Annotated in this window: 25 protein-coding genes and 1 riboswitch; of the genes, 19 read left to right on the top strand and 6 right to left on the bottom strand. The window is 36.6% G+C overall.

Features of this window, described 5'->3' with window-relative positions; all coding sequences use genetic code 11:
* Positions 1-9 precede the first annotated feature (9 nt).
* Positions 10-429 (bottom strand): hypothetical protein, encoded by a 420-nt coding sequence (locus GJU32_RS20240; protein ID WP_155593728.1) that lies wholly within the window; start codon positions 427-429, stop codon positions 10-12.
* A gap of 166 nt (positions 430-595) precedes the next feature.
* On the opposite strand from GJU32_RS20240, the gene GJU32_RS20235 reads away from it, so the two are divergent.
* From GJU32_RS20235 to GJU32_RS20180, 12 genes are all read left to right on the top strand, one after another.
* Positions 596-1,093 carry an RNA polymerase sigma factor gene (locus GJU32_RS20235; RefSeq protein ID WP_196426752.1) on the top strand — a complete coding sequence of 166 codons (498 nt, stop codon included), beginning with the start codon at positions 596-598 and terminating at the stop codon, positions 1,091-1,093.
* Positions 1,093-1,620 carry a hypothetical protein gene (locus GJU32_RS20230; RefSeq protein WP_155593726.1) on the top strand — a complete coding sequence of 176 codons (528 nt, stop codon included), beginning with the start codon at positions 1,093-1,095 and terminating at the stop codon, positions 1,618-1,620. Before GJU32_RS20235 ends, GJU32_RS20230 begins: the two co-directional genes overlap by 1 nt.
* On the top strand, positions 1,617-2,171 hold the full coding sequence (locus GJU32_RS20225) for a hypothetical protein (protein ID WP_155593725.1): 555 nt from the start codon (positions 1,617-1,619) through the stop codon (positions 2,169-2,171). Before GJU32_RS20230 ends, GJU32_RS20225 begins: the two co-directional genes overlap by 4 nt.
* 102 nt (positions 2,172-2,273) lie before the next feature.
* Entirely contained in the window at positions 2,274-3,563 is a 1,290-nt protein-coding gene (locus GJU32_RS20220) for a glycoside hydrolase family 18 protein (protein WP_155593724.1), read from the top strand.
* 128 nt (positions 3,564-3,691) lie between these two features.
* On the top strand, positions 3,692-5,899 hold the full coding sequence (locus tag GJU32_RS20215; protein ID WP_155593723.1) for a YcdB/YcdC domain-containing protein: 2,208 nt from the start codon (positions 3,692-3,694) through the stop codon (positions 5,897-5,899).
* Between the two features lie 102 nt (positions 5,900-6,001).
* Positions 6,002-6,466 carry a YusW family protein gene (locus GJU32_RS20210; RefSeq protein WP_155593722.1) on the top strand — a complete coding sequence of 155 codons (465 nt, stop codon included), beginning with the start codon at positions 6,002-6,004 and terminating at the stop codon, positions 6,464-6,466.
* Between the two features lie 309 nt (positions 6,467-6,775).
* Complete coding sequence (locus tag GJU32_RS20205; RefSeq protein WP_155593721.1) at positions 6,776-7,210, top strand: MarR family winged helix-turn-helix transcriptional regulator; 435 nt, start codon at positions 6,776-6,778, stop codon at positions 7,208-7,210.
* A gap of 52 nt (positions 7,211-7,262) precedes the next feature.
* The gene (locus GJU32_RS20200) at positions 7,263-8,246 is read left to right on the top strand and encodes a ring-cleaving dioxygenase (protein ID WP_155593720.1); all 984 of its coding nucleotides are present in this window, start codon (positions 7,263-7,265) and stop codon (positions 8,244-8,246) included.
* Positions 8,247-8,317: 71 nt separating this feature from the next.
* Positions 8,318-8,935 (top strand): nitroreductase family protein, encoded by a 618-nt coding sequence (locus tag GJU32_RS20195; RefSeq protein ID WP_155593719.1) that lies wholly within the window; start codon positions 8,318-8,320, stop codon positions 8,933-8,935.
* A gap of 63 nt (positions 8,936-8,998) precedes the next feature.
* Positions 8,999-9,541 carry an NADPH-dependent FMN reductase gene (locus tag GJU32_RS20190; protein ID WP_155593718.1) on the top strand — a complete coding sequence of 181 codons (543 nt, stop codon included), beginning with the start codon at positions 8,999-9,001 and terminating at the stop codon, positions 9,539-9,541.
* A 495-nt stretch (positions 9,542-10,036) separates the two neighbouring features.
* The gene (locus GJU32_RS20185) at positions 10,037-11,431 is read left to right on the top strand and encodes a sensor histidine kinase (RefSeq protein ID WP_155593717.1); all 1,395 of its coding nucleotides are present in this window, start codon (positions 10,037-10,039) and stop codon (positions 11,429-11,431) included.
* Entirely contained in the window at positions 11,409-12,110 is a 702-nt protein-coding gene (locus tag GJU32_RS20180) for a response regulator transcription factor (protein WP_155593716.1), read from the top strand. Before GJU32_RS20185 ends, GJU32_RS20180 begins: the two co-directional genes overlap by 23 nt.
* A 41-nt stretch (positions 12,111-12,151) precedes the next feature.
* Here GJU32_RS20180 and GJU32_RS20175 read toward each other — a convergent pair whose 3' ends face one another.
* Positions 12,152-12,724: a YdhK family protein gene (locus GJU32_RS20175; protein WP_155593715.1), complete on the bottom strand. Its 573-nt coding sequence runs from the start codon at positions 12,722-12,724 to the stop codon at positions 12,152-12,154.
* Positions 12,725-12,839: 115 nt separating this feature from the next.
* Positions 12,840-13,436 (bottom strand): biotin transporter BioY, encoded by a 597-nt coding sequence (locus GJU32_RS20170; RefSeq protein ID WP_155593714.1) that lies wholly within the window; start codon positions 13,434-13,436, stop codon positions 12,840-12,842.
* Between the two features lie 149 nt (positions 13,437-13,585).
* A riboswitch (cobalamin riboswitch) is annotated at positions 13,586-13,772 on the top strand.
* Positions 13,773-13,917: 145 nt separating this feature from the next.
* Here GJU32_RS20170 and GJU32_RS20165 point away from each other — a divergent pair.
* From GJU32_RS20165 to GJU32_RS20150, 4 genes are all read left to right on the top strand, one after another.
* The gene (locus GJU32_RS20165) at positions 13,918-14,964 is read left to right on the top strand and encodes a FecCD family ABC transporter permease (protein WP_155593713.1); all 1,047 of its coding nucleotides are present in this window, start codon (positions 13,918-13,920) and stop codon (positions 14,962-14,964) included.
* A gap of 5 nt (positions 14,965-14,969) precedes the next feature.
* A complete protein-coding gene (locus tag GJU32_RS20160; RefSeq protein WP_155593712.1) occupies positions 14,970-15,761 on the top strand; it encodes an ABC transporter ATP-binding protein in 792 nt (263 codons plus the stop codon).
* 55 nt (positions 15,762-15,816) lie between these two features.
* Positions 15,817-16,674 carry a diaminopimelate epimerase gene (gene dapF, locus GJU32_RS20155; RefSeq protein WP_155593711.1) on the top strand — a complete coding sequence of 286 codons (858 nt, stop codon included), beginning with the start codon at positions 15,817-15,819 and terminating at the stop codon, positions 16,672-16,674.
* Between the two features lie 169 nt (positions 16,675-16,843).
* On the top strand, positions 16,844-18,067 hold the full coding sequence (locus tag GJU32_RS20150) for a dicarboxylate/amino acid:cation symporter (protein WP_155593710.1): 1,224 nt from the start codon (positions 16,844-16,846) through the stop codon (positions 18,065-18,067).
* A gap of 48 nt (positions 18,068-18,115) precedes the next feature.
* On the opposite strand, the gene GJU32_RS20145 is transcribed toward GJU32_RS20150, so the two are convergent.
* The 3 genes from GJU32_RS20145 to GJU32_RS20135 all read right to left on the bottom strand — a co-directional run bounded on the left by GJU32_RS20145 (position 18,116) and on the right by GJU32_RS20135 (position 19,433).
* Positions 18,116-18,430, bottom strand: coding sequence for a DMT family transporter (locus tag GJU32_RS20145; protein WP_155593709.1), 315 nt, complete (start codon positions 18,428-18,430; stop codon positions 18,116-18,118).
* Entirely contained in the window at positions 18,430-18,783 is a 354-nt protein-coding gene (locus GJU32_RS20140; protein WP_155593708.1) for a DMT family transporter, read from the bottom strand. Before GJU32_RS20140 ends, GJU32_RS20145 begins: the two co-directional genes overlap by 1 nt.
* Positions 18,784-18,854: 71 nt before the next feature.
* Complete coding sequence (locus tag GJU32_RS20135; RefSeq protein WP_155593707.1) at positions 18,855-19,433, bottom strand: TetR/AcrR family transcriptional regulator; 579 nt, start codon at positions 19,431-19,433, stop codon at positions 18,855-18,857.
* 325 nt (positions 19,434-19,758) lie between these two features.
* Between GJU32_RS20135 and GJU32_RS20130 the strand changes: the two genes are divergently transcribed.
* From GJU32_RS20130 to GJU32_RS20120, 3 genes are all read left to right on the top strand, one after another.
* Complete coding sequence (locus GJU32_RS20130) at positions 19,759-19,929, top strand: hypothetical protein (RefSeq protein WP_196426755.1); 171 nt, start codon at positions 19,759-19,761, stop codon at positions 19,927-19,929.
* Positions 19,930-20,001: 72 nt separating this feature from the next.
* Positions 20,002-21,168, top strand: coding sequence for an endonuclease Q family protein (locus GJU32_RS20125; protein ID WP_155593705.1), 1,167 nt, complete (start codon positions 20,002-20,004; stop codon positions 21,166-21,168).
* 105 nt (positions 21,169-21,273) lie between these two features.
* The gene (locus GJU32_RS20120) at positions 21,274-22,896 is read left to right on the top strand and encodes an S-layer homology domain-containing protein (protein ID WP_155593704.1); all 1,623 of its coding nucleotides are present in this window, start codon (positions 21,274-21,276) and stop codon (positions 22,894-22,896) included.
* Positions 22,897-22,955: the final 59 nt, after the last annotated feature.

Here is a 22,955-nt window from a genome sequence, read left to right as displayed (position 1 = left end):
AATCCCTCCTTACCAAATGCGTCCTGCAAGCATTGTTAGTTTAATAAATGTAAAAACATCGTTTTCCTGTATGGTTAATGGTGTAGTAAGCGAATCTAACGACTCCTCATTTTGAAGAACTAAGAACAGCTCGTCTTTAAAAGCTTGAAGCATTGTAGAGATAGCTCGGTCAACTGACTGTAAAGAGTCGCTTTTTTTCTCTCCAAAATGTATTTTGCCATACTGGGCAGCGTCTTCTAATTGCTGATCTGTTAAACAAAGATGAAGTGGCATAGCTACCATTTTATCGTTATATTGTTGTACCTCTTGTGTCACAAGCTGAATTAGTAAATCCTGTAAATTCATGACAGGCTCGTCGATAGAAAATGGGACTTTTTGAAGCTTACGAGATTTCTTACCGATTACTTTTTGTTGGTAAAATAAACGCAATCTAACACCTCCTTACATTAATTTCATTATACAAGAGTGGAAACAATTAAAAGAATAAGGCATATGACGCTAGTTACGTAAAATATTTTGGGAAAAGTGTAACAAAAAGTAGCGAGCTGCGACTTATTTGTAAGGTAGAAAGTGGGGTGAAGCTTTGCCAAAGGATATGTCAAAAATAGAACATTTGTACGATAAATATCAACGCGATGTGTATCATTTTGCGCTTTATTATACAAATAGTAGAGAAGAAGCAGAGGATATTACACAAGAAACATTCTTCAAGATACTTAAGCAATTAGATAATCTGAAGAATGAAGAAAAAGTGAAAACTTGGATTTTATCTATTGCTCGCAATACTGCAGTAGATATACATAGAAAGCAAAAAATAAAGCGTCTTTTACTAGAGAAACTCAAATGGCAGCCTAATTTGAAAGAAGTTCAGAAGCCTTTGGAAATTGTTGAACAACATGAACAATGGCGAATAATCCAGGGGGCATTAATGACGTTAAAAGCCCATGATAGAACTATTATCATTTGCCGAATGCTAAAGGATTTCACTATTCAAGAAACAGCAGAAATATTGGGAATTTCTGAAGTGAAGGTGCGTGTTGATTTTCACCGAGCGATGACAAGGCTTCGGAAAAAAGTGGGGAGGGATAATTGATGGAGCAACATTATAATGATTTATTGAAGAAGTTAAAAAGTCGTTCTGATATAGATCCTAATCGGGAGTTTTCATCCGAATTACGGCAAAAACTCATAAAACGTCAGCACAATACAACCAATAGTTCTTCATTGGCAACAATCCTCACCATTCCAGTCACACTTTCTGTTTTCGTATTTCTAGTGATGGTGACCACAGGACAATCGATTGGATTAAAACATGCAGCTCAGTTAATAAGTGATAAGGAGAAATATTTGGAAACTACGATGTGTATCGTTCTTATGTTTTGCTTGTCCTTATTTATTTCGTTTATATACTTTAAGGGCTTTACCAAGGGCAGACTCGTTTATTTGACATTTTCATTGTCATTTATAGCATGGGTAGGGAATCTAATCTATGCAGAGCATGATCACAAAGAAGATTCAATTGAACAATCAGGTTATAATGAAACCTTTGATAATGAAATTGTGAATCCATTAATGATGAAACAAGACCAACAACAGGATGGCGAGGAGGAAGGACAATGAAAAATCCTTATGCACAATTATCCAATGGATTGTGTTTTGTATTTCTAGATCTAAGCTTTTTTGGTATACCAGATATTTTACCAGATTTTATGGGCTATCTATTCTTCGCATATGGCATTTACTTATTACCATCCTTTCACAACTTAAAGCGTTGGTCGAAGAATTTTGCCATTATTTTAATCGTAGTATCCTTTATTCTGGAATTAACTCAATGGCTTGGAGTTAAGACTTTTTGGGAGATAGGAATACAGTTTATACAGTTCCTATTAATCGTTTTTATGTATTACCTTTTTCAGTTATTGCTGCATATTCATCAAGAAAAACCTCTAGAATCGAAAACCTTTAAAACCTATCAAATCTTTATGGCATGTATGCTATGTGGATTTGTTTTCCATGCTTTTGCCATCAATATTGATGCACACATACAAAAAACGGTTAATTTTATTGGCTCACTATTACAATTATTTGCTTTCATATTATTCATGAACTATTGTAGAGCGAGTCAGAGAGATGAACAGAAAATGAACAAACCTAAAATCCATTCGCTATAAGAGCGATGGATTTTTTTGTGGAGTTGTTGAAAGACATCTTTTCTTTTCTGATTTCATAAGCTTTATAGGTATGATTTTATCAAGCTAGAAGGAGGCAAAATCATTCAAATACATGTTGTACGGGCTGGCGAGTCTTTATGGGGTATTGCGCAGGCGTATGGGACTACGGTTCAGAGTATTGTAGATGCCAATCAAATACCAGAGCCAAATCGTTTAGTTGTAGGGCAAGCTCTTGTAATTCCAATTGTCGGGAGCTTTTATTATGTACAGCCAGGAGATAGTTTATGGTCTATCGGACAACGCTTCGGTATTAATTATCTAACGCTTGCTCAAGTAAATGGTATTAATCCGAATCAGCCATTAGCTGTTGGGATGAGATTGTATATTCCTCAACCGCCAAAAACAAAGGCTGAAACCTTAGCATATCTAGAGCCGAGAGGGACATCTGTTAGTGATGCGCTATTGGAGCAGGCGAGGGAAGCGGGTCCATATTTAACATATTTGGCTTTATTTAGCTATGAGGCAAGAAGGGATGGAACTCTAAAGAGACCACCAAGTCAAGGTGTGACACAAATTGCAGATGATACTGGAGCATCTCTTGCTATGGTCGTTTCTAATCTGGAGAATTTTAGTTTTAGTGGAGAATTAGCAAGAGATATTTTTCAAAGTATTGCTGTTCAGGATTTACTCTTTGATAATATTCTTGCAGAAGCAAAGCGACTGGGGGACGTCAAAGATATCCACTTTGACTTCGAAAATCTACCAGCTGATCAGCGACAAGCCTATAATAATTTTTTAAGAAGAGCTGTTGAAAAATTTCATGCTCAAGGATATACAGTGTCCACAGCATTAGCTCCAAAAACAAGTGCCAGTGAGCGGGGTCCATGGACGGCTGCACATGATTATAAGGCACATGGAGAAATAGTAGACTTTGTTTTACTGATGACCTATGAATGGGGATATTCTGCAGGTCCACCAATGGCCGTTTCACCTCTACCAGAAGTAGAGGCAGTTGTAAAATATGCCATTAGCGAAATGCCTGCAAGTAAGATTATGTTGGGACAAAATTTATATGGCTATGATTGGACATTACCTTTTGTACAGGGTGGACCATATGCAGAAGCACTTAGTCCACAAAGGGCCATTGAAATTGCTAAACGTTATAATGCAGCGATTCAGTTTGATGGGAGAGCCCAAGCACCATTTTTTGAATACTATGATGAACAAGGTAGAGCACATATGGTGTGGTTTGAAGATGCTAGATCAATTCAAGCGAAATTCAACCTTATTAAACAATACAATTTGCGTGGTATTGGCTATTGGAAGTTGGGGCTACCATTCCCTCAGAATTGGGTATTAATTGGTGCCAATTTTGATGTGGTGAAGAAGTGAGAAGAGGAAGAAAAAGTGAGGATTACCCAATCTATTTTTCTTTAAAATGGTAATTTTCTGTAAATTATATATCTAATTATGGTAAAGTATATTATAACTCTGGTAAATAATATTTTAGGAGGGATATTTTGGGTAAGTTTAAAAATTTAGGTATTATTTTGACGACGACAGCATTTTCTGTTGGGGTTCTAGCCCCTATTTCGCAAGCTTCAGCAAATGCTAAAGAACCTTCAGAGCGTATTGAAATACAGTTAGCTGCTTCAGAGATAAAAGTTACAAAAAGTATGCTAATTAAAAAGTTACGTGCACTATTCCCTGAAGAGTTCAATTTTGTTGCTGATAATGAATTTAATTCTGGGGGTGGTCATTTCTATAGAGAAGACACAACTGTCCGTTATGATCTAAACTTCCATAAAACAGTGAATGGTAAGGATGTTTATGGTGGTTTTACATTTAAGGGAGAAGATTTAGAGTTAGAAAACTTCCATTATCAGCCAGCTGATATCGCAGAAGCAGTATATCCAGCAAAATATTTAGAGAATGAAGCGAAAAAAATTGCACAAGATTTCCTGAAAAAATTTGAGAATACAGAGAACTATAAACTCCGTGATGATGGTTTCAATTATAACATGCAAATAAATCGACCATTATCACAACCAATTACCTATTCCTTTGTTTATTCACCAACGTATAATAATGTGCTTATTGGTGACCAAAGTATTTCTATTGAAGTTCTTGCTAATGGAGAAATAACAGGAATGTACCGCAATACAGAATCTATTAGTAAAGCTACCTTTGATAGTTTAAATCAGAAAAAGAGCGAGGAAGAAATTGTTGCACAAGTACGTGACAACCTAGCAGTTGAACTTCGTTATTATGTTGATTATTCTACCGATCAACGTAAGATGAAATTAGTCTATATGCCAGTCACAGGATTTAATGGTGTACATGCTTTAACTGGGCAGTGGCAAACAACGAATGGTTTTTCTGCACAAGTTCCAAAGACGAAAAGTGCTGAAAAAATTTCATCACAGCCATTGCCACCTAGAAAAAGCGGTATGACAGCAGCTGAAGCCGAAGAGCTTGCGAAAACTTTATTAAAGGTTGATGAAGACAAAGCGAAGCTCACTATTGAGATGGTTGATGAACGAGAAAATGACAATGGTGAGACGATTTATACTATTAATTATACGTATATGTACAATAATGGTGGTTCTGGTTCCTCTTTTGAAATTAATAAGGCAACAGGCGAAATCGTGCAGTACCACGATCTAAAGAGAGATTTTACAAACACTGACAAAACAAATTCTATCTCTAAGGAGGCTGCATTGGCAAAGGCGGTTGATTATTTAAAACAATGGGCTCCTTCTTATTTACATGAGTATTCAATGCCAATCGGTGATCCTGTATATGATGAATATAGTAAAGATTATTACTTCTCCTTCCCTCGTATAGTGAATGGTATTGCAGTTGTTGGAGATGAAATCAACGTAGGTGTAGGCTATGATGGATCATTACGCTCATTGTTTATTAATAAACTTAAAATTGATAACTGGCCATCCGTAGGCCAGGTAATCCCGGTTGATAAAGCAAAAGAAGCTTATAGTAAGGCACTTACATTACAGCTACAATATGCTAAACAAGATACTGAAGGTAAACAACATTATGATCTAGTCTATGCTCCAACTTACAATGGTAGTTTAGAGAATCAGATTGATGCAATTTCTGGTGAATGGTTGTATCAGGTAGGTGACACCAAAGAAAAACCTGTAATTTCACATCCAACAGCAGCTAATGAATTAAATTATCTTGTAAATCAAAATGTGCTAGAAGTAAAAGATTTAGCAAACTTTAATGCTGATGCTGCTGTAACAAAGGGTGAAGCATTAAAGATTCTACTAAAATCTTTAACATATGGCTATTTCGGTAATGGAGATGGAGAAAAGCAATCCTTTAACAATATCGATAAAAATCATCCACTGTATGGTGTAGTGGAACAAGCAGTAAAAATGGGCGTTTTACAGCCTGCAAATCAATTCGCATTGGATGAAACATTAACTCGCCAAGATCTAGCTGTGTGGACTGTAAAAATACTACAACTAGAAAATGTTGCAAAGTATAAAGATATTTACAAGTTAAACTTTGCTGATGCAACTTCTATTGATCCAGCATATACAGGCTATATTGCGTTAGCGAGTGGTATGGGTCTGATTGATGCACAGCAAAATAACTTTAATGCTACAAAGAGTGTGTCCTATGCTGATTTGGCTGTGTCAACAGTCCGTTTGGCAAAAGCAATTCAAGAAAGTAACGTTGATCGTAATTTCTATTATTAGTTAAATCATTGAAAGGACATTTCCTCATTGTAGGAGATGTCCTTTTTTGGGTTAGTTTATAGCTGAAAGGGGAAATAATATGTACAGAAAGGAGTGTATAGTATGAAATTGAAATTTTTATTAGCTGTTTCTTTAATGACGGCCATTCTATATGGCTGTAATAAGGATGAGGTTAAGGACGTGCCTGCTAACGCACCAGCAAATCAGAATGCTACACAACAAACTGGCGATACGCCCACTGACCAAGTGACATTCAACTTTTTAGAGTTTTCATTAGATGTTGATTACTCTGCAACGGAGTCTTATGAGGTAGAATACGAAGATAAAAAGTCAGGAATAGAGGCAAAGTTACAGGATGATCGAAAAAATGTAAGGCTGCAAGGTGATGAAGCCTATACAAAATTAGAGCCGTTATTTAAGCAGTTGAATTTTGATTCTACAGCGCCTAATGATGAAGTGATTGATCAAGTCATTAAAGTCTTTAATATTGAAGAAGACTATCAATCCATTGAGGTTGATGTAGAGTTTGTTGACGGAAATGAAAAAGAATTTAAACGGATTAAATAAATGTGGTGAGCCAACTTACAGTAAAATAGGTGAGTTGGCTTTAAAATTTAATTAACGTACCCAATGTTTATGTTTAGCAGTGTTGATAGACTTGCTTTAGATTGGTGATAGGAATCTTGGAACGCACTAGTAACATATATGCCATCATTAAAGGACTGACAAAGTGGTGGCAAACGTTTCAAGAATTAACCAATTAGTAAGTCATTTTCAATTATCTTACGAAACAAAAAGATTGCTGATTAAAAATGGATGTGTTATTATTATCTCGAATTAAAGATAAATAAATTCGAAATAAAATGAGGGAGTCGTATGAAGGAAGACAATCGTAACTTAAAAGCATTTACGGTCTTGTTCCGAGCATATCAAACGATTCAGGATGCAACTAAAAGCGATTTACTTCAGTATGATTTAAATCAAACCGAATTTTCGGTCCTTGAATTTTTGTACCATCGTGGAGAGCAACCTATTCAAGTGATCGGAAAAAGAATATTAATTGCAAGCAGTAGTATTACCTACGTCATTGATAAGCTCGAGCAAAAAGGCTATGTATATCGGAAGGCATGTCCGAGGGATCGACGTGTTACTTACGTATTGCTAACGTATGAGGGCCAGGCTTTAATGGAAGAAATTTTTCCTAAGCATGAACAAAAAATAAATGAGATTTTTGAAGTATTGGATTCTCAGGAGCTGGACACAATGATTTTGTCTCTTAAAAAAGTTGGCAAAAACGCTATTCAACAATAAAAAAATTTTACGTATTTATCTCGAAATCGAGATAAATTAGGAGGTATATGGTATGAATTATTTAAAAGGTGTACACCACGTAACAGCTATAACAAGTAGTGCTGAAGAAAATTATAAATTTTTTACGTTTGTATTAGGGATGCGTTTAGTGAAGAAAACCGTCAATCAAGATGATATTCAAACATACCATTTATTCTTTGCGGATGATAGAGGTAGTGCAGGGACAGATATGACATTCTTTGATTTTCCGAATATACCAAAAGGCGTACATGGAACAAATGAAATTTCAAAAACTTCCTTCCGTGTACCAACCGATGCAGCTTTAGATTATTGGGTAAAGCGTTTCGATCGTTTAGCTGTAAAACATACGGGTATTAAAGAACAGTTTGGTAAGAAAACACTGTCCTTTGTTGATTTTGACGATCAACACTATCAGCTTATTTCTGATGAGCATAATACAGGTGTTGAATCAGGTACCCCTTGGCAAGACGGCCCTATCCCCCTTGAATATGCGATTACAGGATTAGGTCCAGTATTTGTCCGTGTGGCTAATTTGCAATATTTCAAAGACATGCTAGAAAAAGTAATGCTTTTTAAAGAAATCTCAGAAGAGGGCGATTTCCACCTATTTGAAGTAGGTGAGGGAGGTAATGGTGCTCAAATTATTGTAGAGCACAACACTGTGTTACCAGTTGCTCGTCAAGGCTTTGGTACGGTTCATCATGCTGCCTTTCGTGTAGAGGATCGTGCGGTATTAGATGAATGGACTGCACGTTTCGAAAGCTTTGGATTCCACACATCTGGGTATGTAAACCGTCACTTCTTTGAATCGTTGTATGCCCGAGTAGCACCACAAATTTTATTTGAATTGGCTACAGATGGACCAGGATTTATGGGAGATGAGCCGTATGAAACTTTAGGGGAAAAACTTTCATTACCACCATTTTTAGAACCAAAACGTGAGCAGATTGAAGGCCTAGTTCGTCCAATTGACACTGTAAGAAGCTCCATTATGTACGATAAAGAATATGAGTAATACTATTTTATTCAGTAGAGAAAGAAGCCTCTCTACTGGATAAATACATAAATGCATTGGGGGTTTAATAAATGGAATTTTCTAAGCTAATTGATAAGCGCCGTTCTGCTAATAATTTTTTACAGGACGTTAAGATGACCGAGGATGATATACGTCCCATTTTAGAGGATGTTAAGCTCGCACCATCGGCCTTTAACTTACAGCACGCCAATTATATTGTTGTGCTGGATAAGGATATGAAGGAAAAGGTGCGTGAAGCAGCATTTGGTCAATATAAAGTGCATTCAGCTTCTGGGGTAATCCTTGTCCTAGGTGATAAGGAAGCGTATAAAGATACTGCTGAACTAAGTCAAGGCATGGTTGATTTAGGTATAATTACAGCCGGTGAACTAGAAGAAATTGTTGCAGAGAATACTAAATTTTATGAAGAACGCGGTGAGACATTTATGAAGGGCGAAGCTATTCGAAATGCATCTTTGTCTGCCATGTTATTTATGCTTGCTGCGAAAAATCGTGGCTGGGACACTTGTCCAATGATTGGGTTTGACGATCAAAAAATGCGCCAACTGTTTAATGTGCCAGAAACACATGAAATTGCTCTGATGATTACAATAGGCAAAGAAAAAGAAAGTAGTCGACGCTTACGTGGTTATCGTAAACCAGTTGAAGAATTTGCCATTTATTATTAATGTGGTATAAAATAGAATAGCTATATAAATACTAAGAATAATGTACATTTAGGAGGAAACATCATGAAAGTAGTTGCCATCGTAGGCAGTATCCGTAAAGAATCTTATAATATGCAATTAGCTGAATTTATTCAAAAACGTTATACAGAGAAGTTAGATCTTGAAGTTTTAAGCCTAAAGGATCTACCAATGTATAATCAAGATATAGAAAACGAAGCACCACAAGCAGTTCTTGATTTTAAAGCAAAAGTCAAAGCTGCAGATGCTGTATTATGGGTAACACCAGAATATAATGGTACAGTTCCAGGTGTTATGGTTAATGCAATTGATTGGTTGTCTCGTGTAGATAAAGTAATGATTGGCAAACCATCTATCATTATGGGAGCATCTATGGGGAATTTAGGTACTGTAAAAGCACAATTACATTTACGTGATATATTATTCTCTCCAGGCATTAACTCACCGTTACTAAGCGGCAATGACGTTTATATCGGTGCTGTTCATACTAAATTTGATGCAGAAGGTAATTTAACTGATGAAGGTACAGTGAAATTCCTTGATGTAGTAATTGATAACTTCTTAAACTGGGCAAAAAAATACATTTAATTAAATTATGACCCATAAGTATACATATACTTATGGGTCATCTTATTAGAAAAATTGCATTTCAGTAAAGCATGGGGTGATTTCCGTTCTGAATGGACTCGCTACAATCCACTCAAAGCAAGCTTCTTGGGTGCGTTCGACTCGCTCCAAAGTCTGATTTGTGATGCCAATCTCCAAGAAGTCGCTCGTTCTCCACTTCAATCAACTCAACGACCCACTACTCATCAAATAATTTGCTAACATATCACAACATAAGAAAATAGAATGAATTTACAACATTAGTACTGAAATCAACCTTACAAATTGTTTTATGAACTCTAAATTATAGTTTTGTTACAATAGATTGAATCATCAATGTCAAGTAATGGTCTATTCAACTTTGTTATGGCAAGAAATACTTATGAATACTTTTTCGTTTGGCAAGATGTTACTTCTGCATGAAATCTTCACACTTTCACGTTATACTTTTAAGAAATTCTAGAATGGTGGTTACAGATGAAAAAATTATCACTGAAGCTTGGCATTATCTTTTTCATCACATTATTTTGTATCGAAACATTTATGATGTTTTTTTTACATACCTCTTTGACCAATTCAAGAGTAGAGGAGGAATTAGCGAGTTTGCAAGCAAGAGGGAACTCACATCGAACGATTTTAGAACAGAACTTCAATAAGGAAACACTAGCACACGTAGTTCTTATGGAATCGGAAGAAAGTACAGATGTAGTGGTTACTGATCATGAGGGAACAATACTGGACTCCTCGCAACCACATCCTGAAATCAGAGATATGATAAACAATATAGAGGGAAACATACCTTATGAGGGGAAGGTCTTACAAGATAAGTGGCAAGAGGTGCAAGCTATAGCCACTATCAGTCCTATTCAAAATCAGCAAACAACCATTGGCTACGTATTTATGTTTCAAAATACTGACTCCATCCATGCGTTAATGAAACGCTTAAATAAACATTTTCTCATCGTTGGCGTCGTATCTGGTCTCGTAACAATTGCTGTCATTATCATTCTATCTAGAAAGCTTGCTAAACCATTAATACAAATGAAAGAGGCTACATTGAAAATGAGCAAAGGTGATTTTACTGTCGCTCTTTCTTCTAATGGACAAGATGAGCTTGGGGATTTATCGAATGCAATCCAACTGTTATCTAATGATTTAAATCATTTAAGGCAGGAGCGCAATGAGTTTTTATCGAGCATAGCACATGAGCTTCGGACGCCTTTAACTTTTATTAAAGGTTATACCGACATTCTTTATAAACGAGATTTAACAGAGCAAAATCGTCAAGAATATTTAGCTATTATAATAGAAGAAACCAATAGACTTTCTCGATTAATCAAAGACTTATTTGATTTAGCTAAAATGGATGAAAATTCGTTTATTATCGAGAAACAAAGTCTTGATTTAAATACGTTTTTTACAAGCATTGAAGCAAAATTAAGCCCTGCTTTTCAAGAAAAAGGTATACGTTTTGTTGTGTGTTGTGAAAAGGATTTAACATTATGGGCAGATGAAGCACGACTTGAGCAAATATTGTTTAATCTATTAAATAACGCATTAATCTACTGTGCACCAGGAGATACAGCTTCTGTCTATGTAAAGAATTACAATGACGTTTTAACCATCATCGTTCAAGATACAGGAAAAGGGATTCCAAAGAAGGATTTACCTTATATTTTTGAACGCTTTTATCGAGTAGAAAAATCTCGTAGTCGTGCATTAGGTGGTTCTGGACTAGGGCTTGCTATTGTCAAAGAGCTTGTACAGGCACATGGGGGAAAAGTGGTTGTTAGTAGTGAAGAAAATAAAGGGACTACTTTTGAAATATCGTTTAAAGGAGTAGAAGCGGATGAAAACTATTTTATGCATTGACGATGAACCAAGAATGTTAGATTTATTAACTCTATACTTAGAACCTGTATTTCATTGTAGAGCTTTATCGTCCGTTCCAGAGGCTTTGGTTTATTTGGAAAAAGAGCAGGTAGATTTAGTTCTTTTGGATATTATGATGCCAGTGATGGATGGGTGGCAGGCTTGCCAAGAAATTAGAAAGTTTTGGGATGTGCCCATCATTATGCTCACAGCAAAAGGGGAGCATGCTGATATTGTTAAAGGTTTAAATATTGGTGCAGATGACTACATAGTAAAGCCTTTTGATGAGGAAGAGTTATTAGCACGTATCCATGCTGTATTAAGGAGATCTAAAACAGAAGAAAAAGTTGTTAGCTTTGAGGGACTACGATTAGATAAAGAATCCGTTGAATTATTTTTCCGCCAGGAGGCAATCCCATTAACTCCAAAGGAATTTTCCATGCTTGCATTATTTTTAGATCATCAAAATAAAGTATTTTCTAGGGAACATCTAATCAATATAGTTTGGGGATATACTGTGACAATTGAAGATCGAACAATTGATTCACATGTGCGTAATTTACGAGAAAAATTAAGGAAAAGTGGTTTCCCAGCCGATGATTACTTGCAAACAGTTTGGGGCATCGGCTATAAATGGCACAAGTCAGCAGATAGTAAGCCGATAGAAAATAAAAGCTAGAATACAACCTCTGCCAGTGGTAATGGGAGAGGTTGTTCGTTTTATTTCGTAGATAACTCTGCTTCTGTCACCCATTTATGATTTTTAACTGCTTCACCATTTGTGGTTGAAGTGTAATCAACCATATAAACAGTCGTTTTTACAGCTTCATCAATACGGACAGTTGCATTTTCCATGCCCTCCATATGCGCTGCGTCCGTTTTTACTTCTGTGCCAGGAGCTAGAGGTGCTCCATCTGGATCAATCAATTCTTCGTGAATGACCCACTTATGGTTTTCTACACGCTTTCCACCTAATGTTGGCTCATAGGAAATCATATAAGCAGTGGTATTATATGCACCAACTATTGTTGCCTCAGCACCTTTCATACCGTCCATATGCCCGTCAGTAATAATAGCTGTACTCCCAACAGGAAACTTTGGATTTTCAGCGTTTTTTAATGTTGATGGAACTTCGCCTGAACTTGAATGGTTCATCGTAGAATGATCCATTTCTGCTTGTTGCTCTGTTCCAGCACTATTGTTTGTACCTGTTTTATCCTCCGTACAAGCTGATAAACTAATTAGAGCTGCTGCTGATAGTAGTCCAATCGACCATTTTCGTTTGAATGTCATGTTAGATCCTCCTCACTATTTGCCCTTACTGTAGCAAACAAATGTGCAGAAATGATGGACATTATCTATGACAAAAACACTTCTTGCATTTGACACTAAGAGGTGAAGAAATGTGTTATCGGATGGGTATGATTTTCAGTGTTTTTTGTAGTCGGTAGGCGAAGATACCTGCAAAAATGGCTAACATGATATCTTTGGGTAATGGAGGAATCATCCAAAACCAAGCTAATTTATATGAAAAATTCTCTGGTGCACTTGCCCAAAGCTTGTAAGCAAAATACATCCAATTTGTGCCGAATAAATAAATAATAGCCGTTGCCAATGAGGCAGCCACTATATAGCTTTTCTTTGTTCCGAGTCGTTCTACGATAAGACCTGCAACAAATGCTGCTAAAATAAATGTAATAATAAACCCAAAGGTAGGGCTTAAAATTTGACCAAATCCTCCACTGAAGCGAGCAAAGACAGGTGCTCCTGCTAATCCTATGCACATATAGACTGTACATGCGAGTGCACCTTTTCTGCTACCAAGAATAAGCCCTGCTAAAATAGCAAAAAAGGTTTGTAGCGTAATCGGCACACCACTAATTTTCATAAAAGGTACAAAGGAAGTAATATTAGCACCCACCATCATTAAGGTAGAGAATAATCCAATGTAGGCAATATCAACGGTTCTTAATTTGTGATGACTTTGTTGTGTAACTGTTGCCATGATTTCACCTCTATTTTGTAAGTTGTACTGATAGTGTAAAAAACGAAAGTATTTGTGTCAACCTAAAATAATTTATAGGTTAACTCAATTATTGCTAAATAAGTAGACTAACGATCTTTTAAAATGTATGATAGAATCGTCACAATTTTATAACTTCAAATACTATTGGTGTGACATTTTATATGTCACTTAAAAGGGAAGTCGGTGAAAGTCCGGCGCTGTCCCGCAACTGTAAAGAGGAGTCCTATGATATTTTTTGCCACTGTATAAGAATGGGAAGGCAATTATAGGGTGTTGATTCGAAGCCAGGAGACCTGCCAATTGGTAAAACCTGTAATGCCCACGAGGATGCAAGCAATTACGGACAATAGCTGGATATTTTCTGACTTTGTTTAATCTAGGGTATTTCTATGCGTATTTTCGCATGGAATACCTTTTTTTATTGCTTCATTTATCAATATTCAGTAGGAGTTTAAAACGAATGAATAAAAAATTTATGTTTTTTTCCTTAATTCTTTTCTTTGTCTTAATCGTTTCAATGACATTTGCTGTAATGGTTGGCTCTGTATCGGTCACACCATTATATGTATGGAAGGTTATTCTTTCTAAGATTCCCTTTATACAAAATTTAATAGAGCAAGATTGGAGCCGTTCACAAGAAATCATCATTTGGCAAATAAGAGCTCCTCGTGTTTTGCTAGCTGCTATTGTTGGAGCGGGATTAGCTATTGCAGGGGCAGCTATTCAGGCACTTGTCCGAAATTCAATTGCTGACCCATATATTTTAGGGATTTCTTCAGGGGCAGCCGTCGGAGCTACTTCTGTGATTATTTTAGGAGCTTTTTCATTTCTAGGTATTTACGCTCTTTCTGTATCAGCGTTTTTAGGGTCGTTGCTTGCCATTATGCTCGTTTTTTTCTTATCACGAGTTGGAGGACGTGTTTCCATTTTCCGTTTGCTATTGGCAGGTATGGCTGTGTCCTTTATTTTAACAGCCGTTTCAAATTTTATTTTAATGATGTCAAAGCAAGAGGGTGCTTTGAAGGCCGTTATGTTTTGGATGTTAGGTAGTCTGGCTGGAGCTAAATGGAATAATATTATGATTCCAGCTGTAATATTTTTTGTCGTATTTGTGCTGCTATGGCTAAACTATCGAAATTTAAATTTATTATTAATGGGGGAAGAGGCTGCAGTGACGTTAGGCGTTAATCTTCAGCAATTTCGTGTTCAGCTCATATTACTTGTCTCACTGTTAACAGGTGTACTTGTCGCAGTCAGCGGCTCTATCGGATTTGTGGGATTAATTATTCCACATATAGTGCGGTTAATTATGGGATCTAACTATAAATATGTAATACCTATTAGTGCATTAATAGGGGGGATTTTTTTAGTGTGGGCAGATGCATTTGCTCGAATTATTATTGCTCCGCAGGAAATGCCAATTGGTATTATTACGGCTTTTTGTGGAGGACCATTTTTCATTTGGCTACTCCGTCGTAACAATTATTCTTTCGGTGAAGGAGATTAATTTACATGTCATTAGAAGCAAAGCAAGTATCATTCTCCATTTACGATCAGCGTATATTACATGAAGTAAGTATTCACATTAAGGAAAAGCAATTTGTTGGGTTAATTGGCCCTAATGGTAGCGGTAAATCGACATTGCTAAAAAATATGTATCGTCTTCTAAAGCCTGAAAGCGGTACGGTTTTATTAAATGAGAAGGATATTTTAAAGCAATCTAGTAAATTGATTGCTAAAAATTTAGCTGTTGTTAGTCAAGAAACACCTGTTTTATTTGATTTCACCGTGCATGATTTAGTCAGTATGGGGAGAACGCCACATAAAAAGCTGTTAGAGCTTGATCAAGAACAAGATTTTGAAATCGTTAAAGATGCCCTACAGCAAACCGGTATATCTCATTTAGCAAAACGTAGCTTTAGCTCTCTTTCGGGAGGGGAGAAAAAACGTGTAATGGTTGCTAGAGCACTCGCACAGCAAGCACAGGTACTAATATTAGATGAACCGACAAATCATTTAGATATTCAACATCAACTTCAGCTAATGGATTTAATTCAAACTTTACATTTAACAGTTGTCGCAGCTTTACATGACTTGAATATCGCTGCAATGTACTGTGATCAACTTTACGTTTTACAGCATGGACGAATTGTTTGCCACGGAACACCAGAGGAAGTACTTACGCCAGCATTGCTGAAAGAAGTATTTGGTGTTTTTGCTGATATTCATACACATGCATTAACTGGTAAACCCTATCTCACATATATCCCTGATCAATTTGCAAAGAAGGTCAGCCAAGTTTAGGGAAATATGGTCATCTATCTAGATACATAAAACATCCTTTACAAGGAGTGAATGTATGAAAATTGCCTTTACGAAAATGCATGGTATTGGGAACAGCTATATCTATCTGGATCTTTTCCAGCATGATTACAAGGAAGACATCTTTAGTTCATTAGCTAAAAAAATGGCCAATGTCAATACAGGAATTGGCTCGGATGGCTTAATCATTATCCAACCGTCTAAAACTGCTGACTGTGGCATGAGAATTTTTAATAAAGATGGCACAGAGGGGACAAATTGTGGTAACGGTCTCCGCTGCGTTGCCAAGTATATCTTTGAACGTCATATTGTGCGACAGGAACATTTTACGATTGAAACGAAATCGGGCATTATGCATGTACAAGTAGTGGTTCATGACGACAGGGTAACAGAAGTGATTGTCGATATGGGAAAACCCTTATTGTATCGCAAAGATATACCAATGTTAGGAAACCCTAATGAACTCGTCATCAATGAATTATTTACATTACCCCAACATAATTTGTTCGTAACAGCGATGTTTTTAGGGAATCCAAATGCTGTATTTTTTGTCAGTGACATTGAAAAAGCCCCGCTCAAAACATTAGGTGGTGTTATAGAAAATGATGTGAGATTTCCTAATCGCACCAATGTAGAATTCGTTGAGGTCGTTCATTCGAAAGAATTAAAATTTCTAGTTTGGGAGCGAGGTTCTGGTATAACTGAAGCTTGTGGCACAGGTGCTAGTGCAGCAGTAGTGGCAGCTATTTTAAATGGTTTTTGTCAGAGAGAAGAAGAAATAATCGTCCATCTTAGTGGTGGTGACCTAATCATACGATGGGCTAACAATGACCATATTTGGATGCGAGGGCCAGCAGAATTTATTGCAGAGGGTATTTACGAATTTTTACCTTGATTCAGCTGAAGACTCCTTTCTCTATAGAGGGGAGATGAACGCTTGTTTTACTTTATTTTATAGTCTCCGGCAGATGTCACGTACTCTAATGAGGATCATTTTATGCGTGCTTGGAAAAGCATGGACGGAATCTCGCTGAGGTATAGTTGATCAATGAAAGGATGTGAAGATGGGAAAACTGAGAGCTTATCGGTTTTCAATGATTTTATTAATTGCGATTCTTCTCGGTGTTATAATTGGCTTGCTTTTCGGTGAAAGTGCCACAGTGCTAAAGCCTTTTGGAGATATTTTCATTAATTTATTATTTATGATTGTTGTTCCATTGGTGTTTTTCTCCATTGCCTCGTCTGTTGCAAGTATGGAAAGCTTCAAACGCTTAGGTAAAATTATGGGCTCAATGATGGTTGTCTTTATAGCTACAGGCATAATTGCTTCGATTATTATGCTAATTGCTGTTACTATATATCCCCCCGGAGCTGGGGTTTCGATTGATGTAGTATCTCCTGAAGCAACTGAGGAACTAAGCTTTGCAGAGCAATTAGTCAACACCTTTACTGTTCCTGATTTTTTGAATCTACTGTCTAGAGGTAATATGCTGGCACTTATTTTATTTGCTGTGTTAATAGGGCTTGGAACAGGATTAGCAGGAGATGCAGGTAAGCCATTTTGCCGCTTTTTAATAAGTGGCTCAGAAGTATTTATGAAGGTCATCAAGTTGGTGATGTATTATGCACCAATTGGTTTATTGGCTTATTTCGCTACATTAATTGGCGATTTTGGAGCGGCATTGCTCGGAGATTATGCTAAAGCCATTATCCTCTACTATCCAGTGGCCATACTATATTTTCTAATCGGTTTTACATTATATGCCTTTATAGCAGGTGGAAAAGAAGGGGTGAGCAGGTTTTGGCGAAATATTTTAACCCCTGCTGCAACAGCATTTGGTACAGGAAGTAGTTTTGCGACCTTACCTGTCAACTTAACCGCTGCCAAACAGATTGGCGTACCAAAAGACATTCGTGAAACGGTACTGCCACTCGGAGCCACTATTCATATGGATGGCTCTTGCTTGTCAGCCATTTTAAAAATAGCGTTTGTTTTCGGTGTGTTTAATATGGATTTCTCAGGAGTCAGTACATTTTTAGCTGCAATTGGAGTGTCCTTACTATCTGGAATTGTTATGAGTGGTATTCCGGGTGGAGGCTTCATTGGAGAAATGTTAATTGTCACATTATATGGTCTCCCAATGCAAGCTTTACCGATGATTTCTGCTATAGGAGTAGTAGTGGACCCTCCTGCTACAATGGTAAACGCTACAGGTGATACAGTGGCAAGTATGGTTGTTACAAGAACATTAGAGGGGAAAGATTGGCTACATCAACCAGTAGATTAAAAAAGGACGCCTCTCGAAATAAGAGGGGCGTCCTGTGTCGTAGAATGATTAAGATACTGCTTTTAATCCTGCTACACCAATGATAATAGCAATGATACTTATAATGCGTGTTAAATTTTTGGATTCACCAAAGAAGATTATATTCACAAGCACGGCACCTACCGTACCAATACCAACCCAAACAACATATGCAATGCTTAGCTGTAAATAATTGAAGGATGCATATAAAAGGGCAAAAGATAGTCCGAAACCACCGACGTATATTAATAAATTTCGTACAGTTTTATTTTGACTATAAAAGCGTAAACCAACAACACCTATAATTTCAGATATTGCTGCTAATACAATAAATACCCAACCCATTATGCATTCGCCCCTTTCTTTTCACCCTGTTCTGTTGATGAGTTATCCGCTAATTTTAATCCAATAACACCTAAAACTAAAATAGACATAAAAATACCTTTAATTGTATTAAACTCTCCGTCGAAAATAAAAATATCCATTAATGTAGTACCGATTGCACCTGCTCCAGCAAAAATAGCGTAGACAGTACCAGTAGGCAAGTTTTCACAAGCCTTTGATAAGAAGTAGAAATCGATAGCAATAATCAATACGATAATAACCCAATGCCACCATGAGTTTGCTACATTAAAACCAAATATCCAAAACAATTCAAATAAACTTGTTAGTCCAACATACATCCATTCTTTTTGCATAAATAAATTCCTTTCATGAAGTGTATTAATGACTGACGTTCAGTCATTTTTGTAGTAAAAGAGAACGTCACTTATTCGTGACGTAGGCCCAGTGCATGATATAAAAAGTCATGAAGCTCAAGCTTAAGCAGTTTCATCGTTTCGTCTTTGCTATCATCAAACAAATAAATTTGCTCTGCAGCAGATTCAATTAGACCAATAATAAGCTTAGATGAACGTGAAGGATCGATAGAATCACGAATCATTCCTTGTTGTTGTGCAGATAATAAAAAATTACTCATCCAAGTATAATAAGGTGCATAGATACTTTCCCATTCTTTTAAATGCTCTGTTTGAGCAATACCTGCATAAATGAGTGCAACGATATCGCCATATTCCTTTGTGATGATGAAAATCATCTCAACAACCTCTTCAAGTTGCTGTTCAAATGGCTTATGTCTAGAAACACCTTCATCTAGGGTAGCAATAATTCTTTCTACCATATTCTTTGCAATAGCAGGCATAACAGAAAGGCGTGATGGGAAATAGAGATAAAATGTTCCTTGAGCAATCCCAGCAGCTTTGACGATATCTGAAACTTTTGTCTTTTCAATCCCTTTTTCGCGAAAAACTTCAATTGCAGCTTGAATAATTTTTTCTTCCTTTGACATGCAATCCCTCACTTTTGCCTTACTTGTTTAATATGTTATAGGATAAGAAAAAATATGTCAACGAAAAATGACTGACTATCAGTCATTTTTATGTTGATCCAGCGCATGTCACAGATTTTGAAGTGAGGTCTGCACGACGCAGGCCATTTTATCGTTGTCACAGGATGTTGCAATTTTAGGTTCACTTTGACACAGCTCAAAAAAATTTGAACACACTGTTTATCTGCGCGAAGAGAAGTATTAGTGACAATTACGTCGAGTCGTAATTGATATTGTATAGTTCACTTTATTTCGGGGAACTTTATGGTTGAAAGGATTGATGACAATGGAAGATATTAAATTTGCTCAATTAGATTCACAACAACTTGCAAAAATTAATGAGCTTGAGAAAAAGATGGGTGTGACATTAGTTGCCTATGATTCTTCAACAATGCCATCACATGGTTCTGGTGCTTATGAGACGAATAATAGCACTAGCAGCAATCATCCATCATAATGAAGTGAGAAATGCCTTGCAGAGATGTAAGGTATTTTCATCTTAAAGATATATCAAAGTGGAGTGATTTAATTGAAAGAATTCTATGCAGATTTACATATTCATAATGGACGTACATCCAATGGACGTGCTGTTAAGATTACTGGCAGTAAAACGTTAACATTAGCACGAATATTAGAGACTGCTAGTGCAAGAAAAGGATTAGATATTATTGGAATCATTGATTGTCATTCACCAGAGGTTATAGATGAGATGGTAAAGATGATTGACCAAGGTGAATTAAAGGAGCTATCAAAGGGAGGGTTACGTTATCAAGAAACAACACTGATTTTAGGAACAGAAATAGAAATTTATGATCAATGTTGTCATGGACCTATTCATGTGCTTGTGTACTTTCCTACACTCATGCTCATGAAGCAGTTCTCAAATTGGATGTCTCAGCATATGAAAAATATCCACTTAAGTTCACAGCGTATCTATTGTGACGGCCGAACATTGCAGCAAAAGGTGCATGAATTGAAGGGTATTTTTATTCCTGCACATGTATTTACGCCCTTTAAAAGTTTGTTTGGCAAAGGGGTGCGTAGCAGTTTAGCAGAAGTTTTTGATCCACAGCTTATCGATGCAATTGAATTAGGCTTAAGCTCTGATACAAACATGGTGAGTCATATTAAAGAGTTGCAAGCATACACATTCGTTAGCAATTCTGATGCACATTCTCTTGGGAAATTGGCACGTGAGTATCAAAGGTTACAATTAGCAGAGGCAAATTTTGCAGAATTAAAAATGGCCCTTCATGAACAACAAGGTCGAATGGTAACAGCCAATTATGGCTTAAATCCTTTGCTTGGCAAATATCATCGAACCGTATGTGCTAAATGTGGTGAACAACTAGGGGACGAAGCTACGCTTTGTACTAACTGTAAAAGTACACAAATCATAAAGGGGGTAGCTACACGTATTCAGGAGCTATCAGAAGATTTTCAGAATGAACGAAATAGACCACCTTACATTCATCAGATACCTCTTGATTTTATTCCTGGTATTGGACCTAAAACGATGGAACGTTTAATAGAAGCATTTGATACAGAAATGAATATTTTGCATCGAGTAACGATAGAACAGCTTGAACAAGTTGTGCCATATAAAATTGCTAAATTAATTGAATTAGCTAGAACAGGTCAACTGGCTATAGAAATAGGTGGTGGTGGAATTTATGGAAAGATACAGATTGAATAGATAAAAGATGAAAAAAATCAAAAAAATTGTGGTAATTTAACCTATTTTTAACTCACCTCTAGTAAAATAGTGAAAACAATTACTATTTTACAGAGGAGAGAGTAAATGCGATTTTCAAAGAAATTTCGTTTTTTAGCTGCCAGTATACTAGCTTTGCAATTAGCCGTACCTGTAGCAGCTAATGCCGAGGAACAAAGTGACTACATAGCACCAAGTTGGCTTGTTCAGAAAGATTATGTGGCATTGGGTGATTCATTAGCGCATGGCATGAATGAAGTAGGTGTAATTGGATTAGGCTACACCGATTTTATTGCACAGGCTTTACAGCAAGATGGCTTCATTACTTCATATAATAAAGGTTTTGCCATGTCAGGATACACAACAAAAAATGTTTTGGCAGATCTCCAGAATGATGTGGAAAAAACAGTGACAGGTTTTGGTTATACAAAGGAACAAGCAAAGCTACGAGCTTCTATTAAAGATGCAGAGATTATTACATTAACCGTTGGGGCGAATGATTTATTGCCAATATTAAAAGAGTCGCAAACAACTGGCATTGATACAGTTGCTATCTTAAAAGCTACAAAAGATGCTGTCACAAATATTGCTACAATTTTAACTGAAATCAAAAAGATCAATCAGCAAGCAGAAGTTTATGTGATGGGCTATTACAATTCTTTCCCCTACTATAGCGAGAACTTACAAAAGCAATTTAAATTGTTACTGGCTACAATGAATTCAACAATTAAAACAACTGCTGAAAAAACAGGCGCAATTTTTGTACCAACTTATGATGTAGTTGCAAAAGATGTTCCAAACTATTTACCAAATCCTGAAAACATTCATTTAAGTGAAGCGGGTTATTTAGCTGTAGCAAACGAAGCATTTTTACCAATTATTAAAACAAGCTCTTTATGGGATGTAACGAAGGCTATTCAAGTAGATATGAAAGATAGCGCAACTGTAAAGATACGATGGCAAGAAGCGATGGATAATGTAGGTGTGGCGAATTACAATGTCTATGTGAATGGAAAATTATCGTCAACATTGAACGCAGATACTACCGAGATTATGCTTGAAGATTTAAGAGAAAACACAGTCTATAATGTAACAATCAAAGCAATAGATGCAGCTGGCAATGAAAGTGTTCAAAAACCTGCGATTACATTCACTACGAGAGGAACATTAAACTTTACAGATACAGAGAATCACTGGGCGAAAGAGTATATTCAAAAAGCAGCAGAGGCGGGTATTATGAATGGTTATACAGATAACACATTTAGACCTGAGGGTAGTGTGACACGTGCGCAAGCTGCTGCTATTCTTGTAAGAAGTTTAGGTTTATCCACAGCGGAGAAAGCGCCATTTACTGACATCTCCAACTATGATGCAAAAACGCAATCAGAAATTGCAGCTGCGTATGTGCATGGTCTTATTAAGGGAACGGATGGGAAATTTAACCCTGGATTGCCAGTGACGCGTGCTCAATTAGCCTTAATGATTAATCGTGCCTATGAACAGCAGTTTAATCAACCATATATAGCAAAAGGAGAATTGCCATTTTCAGATGTAGCTTCTTATAATGTTGAAACAAAACGTGCAGTTACAATGTTATATGAGTTAGGAATTGTGACAGGGGATGAAGGGTCATTCTCACCAGAAGCTATCACAAAACGAGGTCAAGCAGCTAAAATATTTACAAACTTTAGTGATTTATTAACTAAATAATATTAACAAGGTAGAGGTTAGGTAGCATCACCTCTACCTTTTGATGTTTTCGTTAAATA

Source organism: Lysinibacillus cavernae, assembly GCF_009724685.1.
Lineage (GTDB): Bacteria > Bacillota > Bacilli > Bacillales_A > Planococcaceae > Lysinibacillus > Lysinibacillus cavernae.
This window is presented reverse-complemented; position numbering and strand designations above follow the sequence as displayed.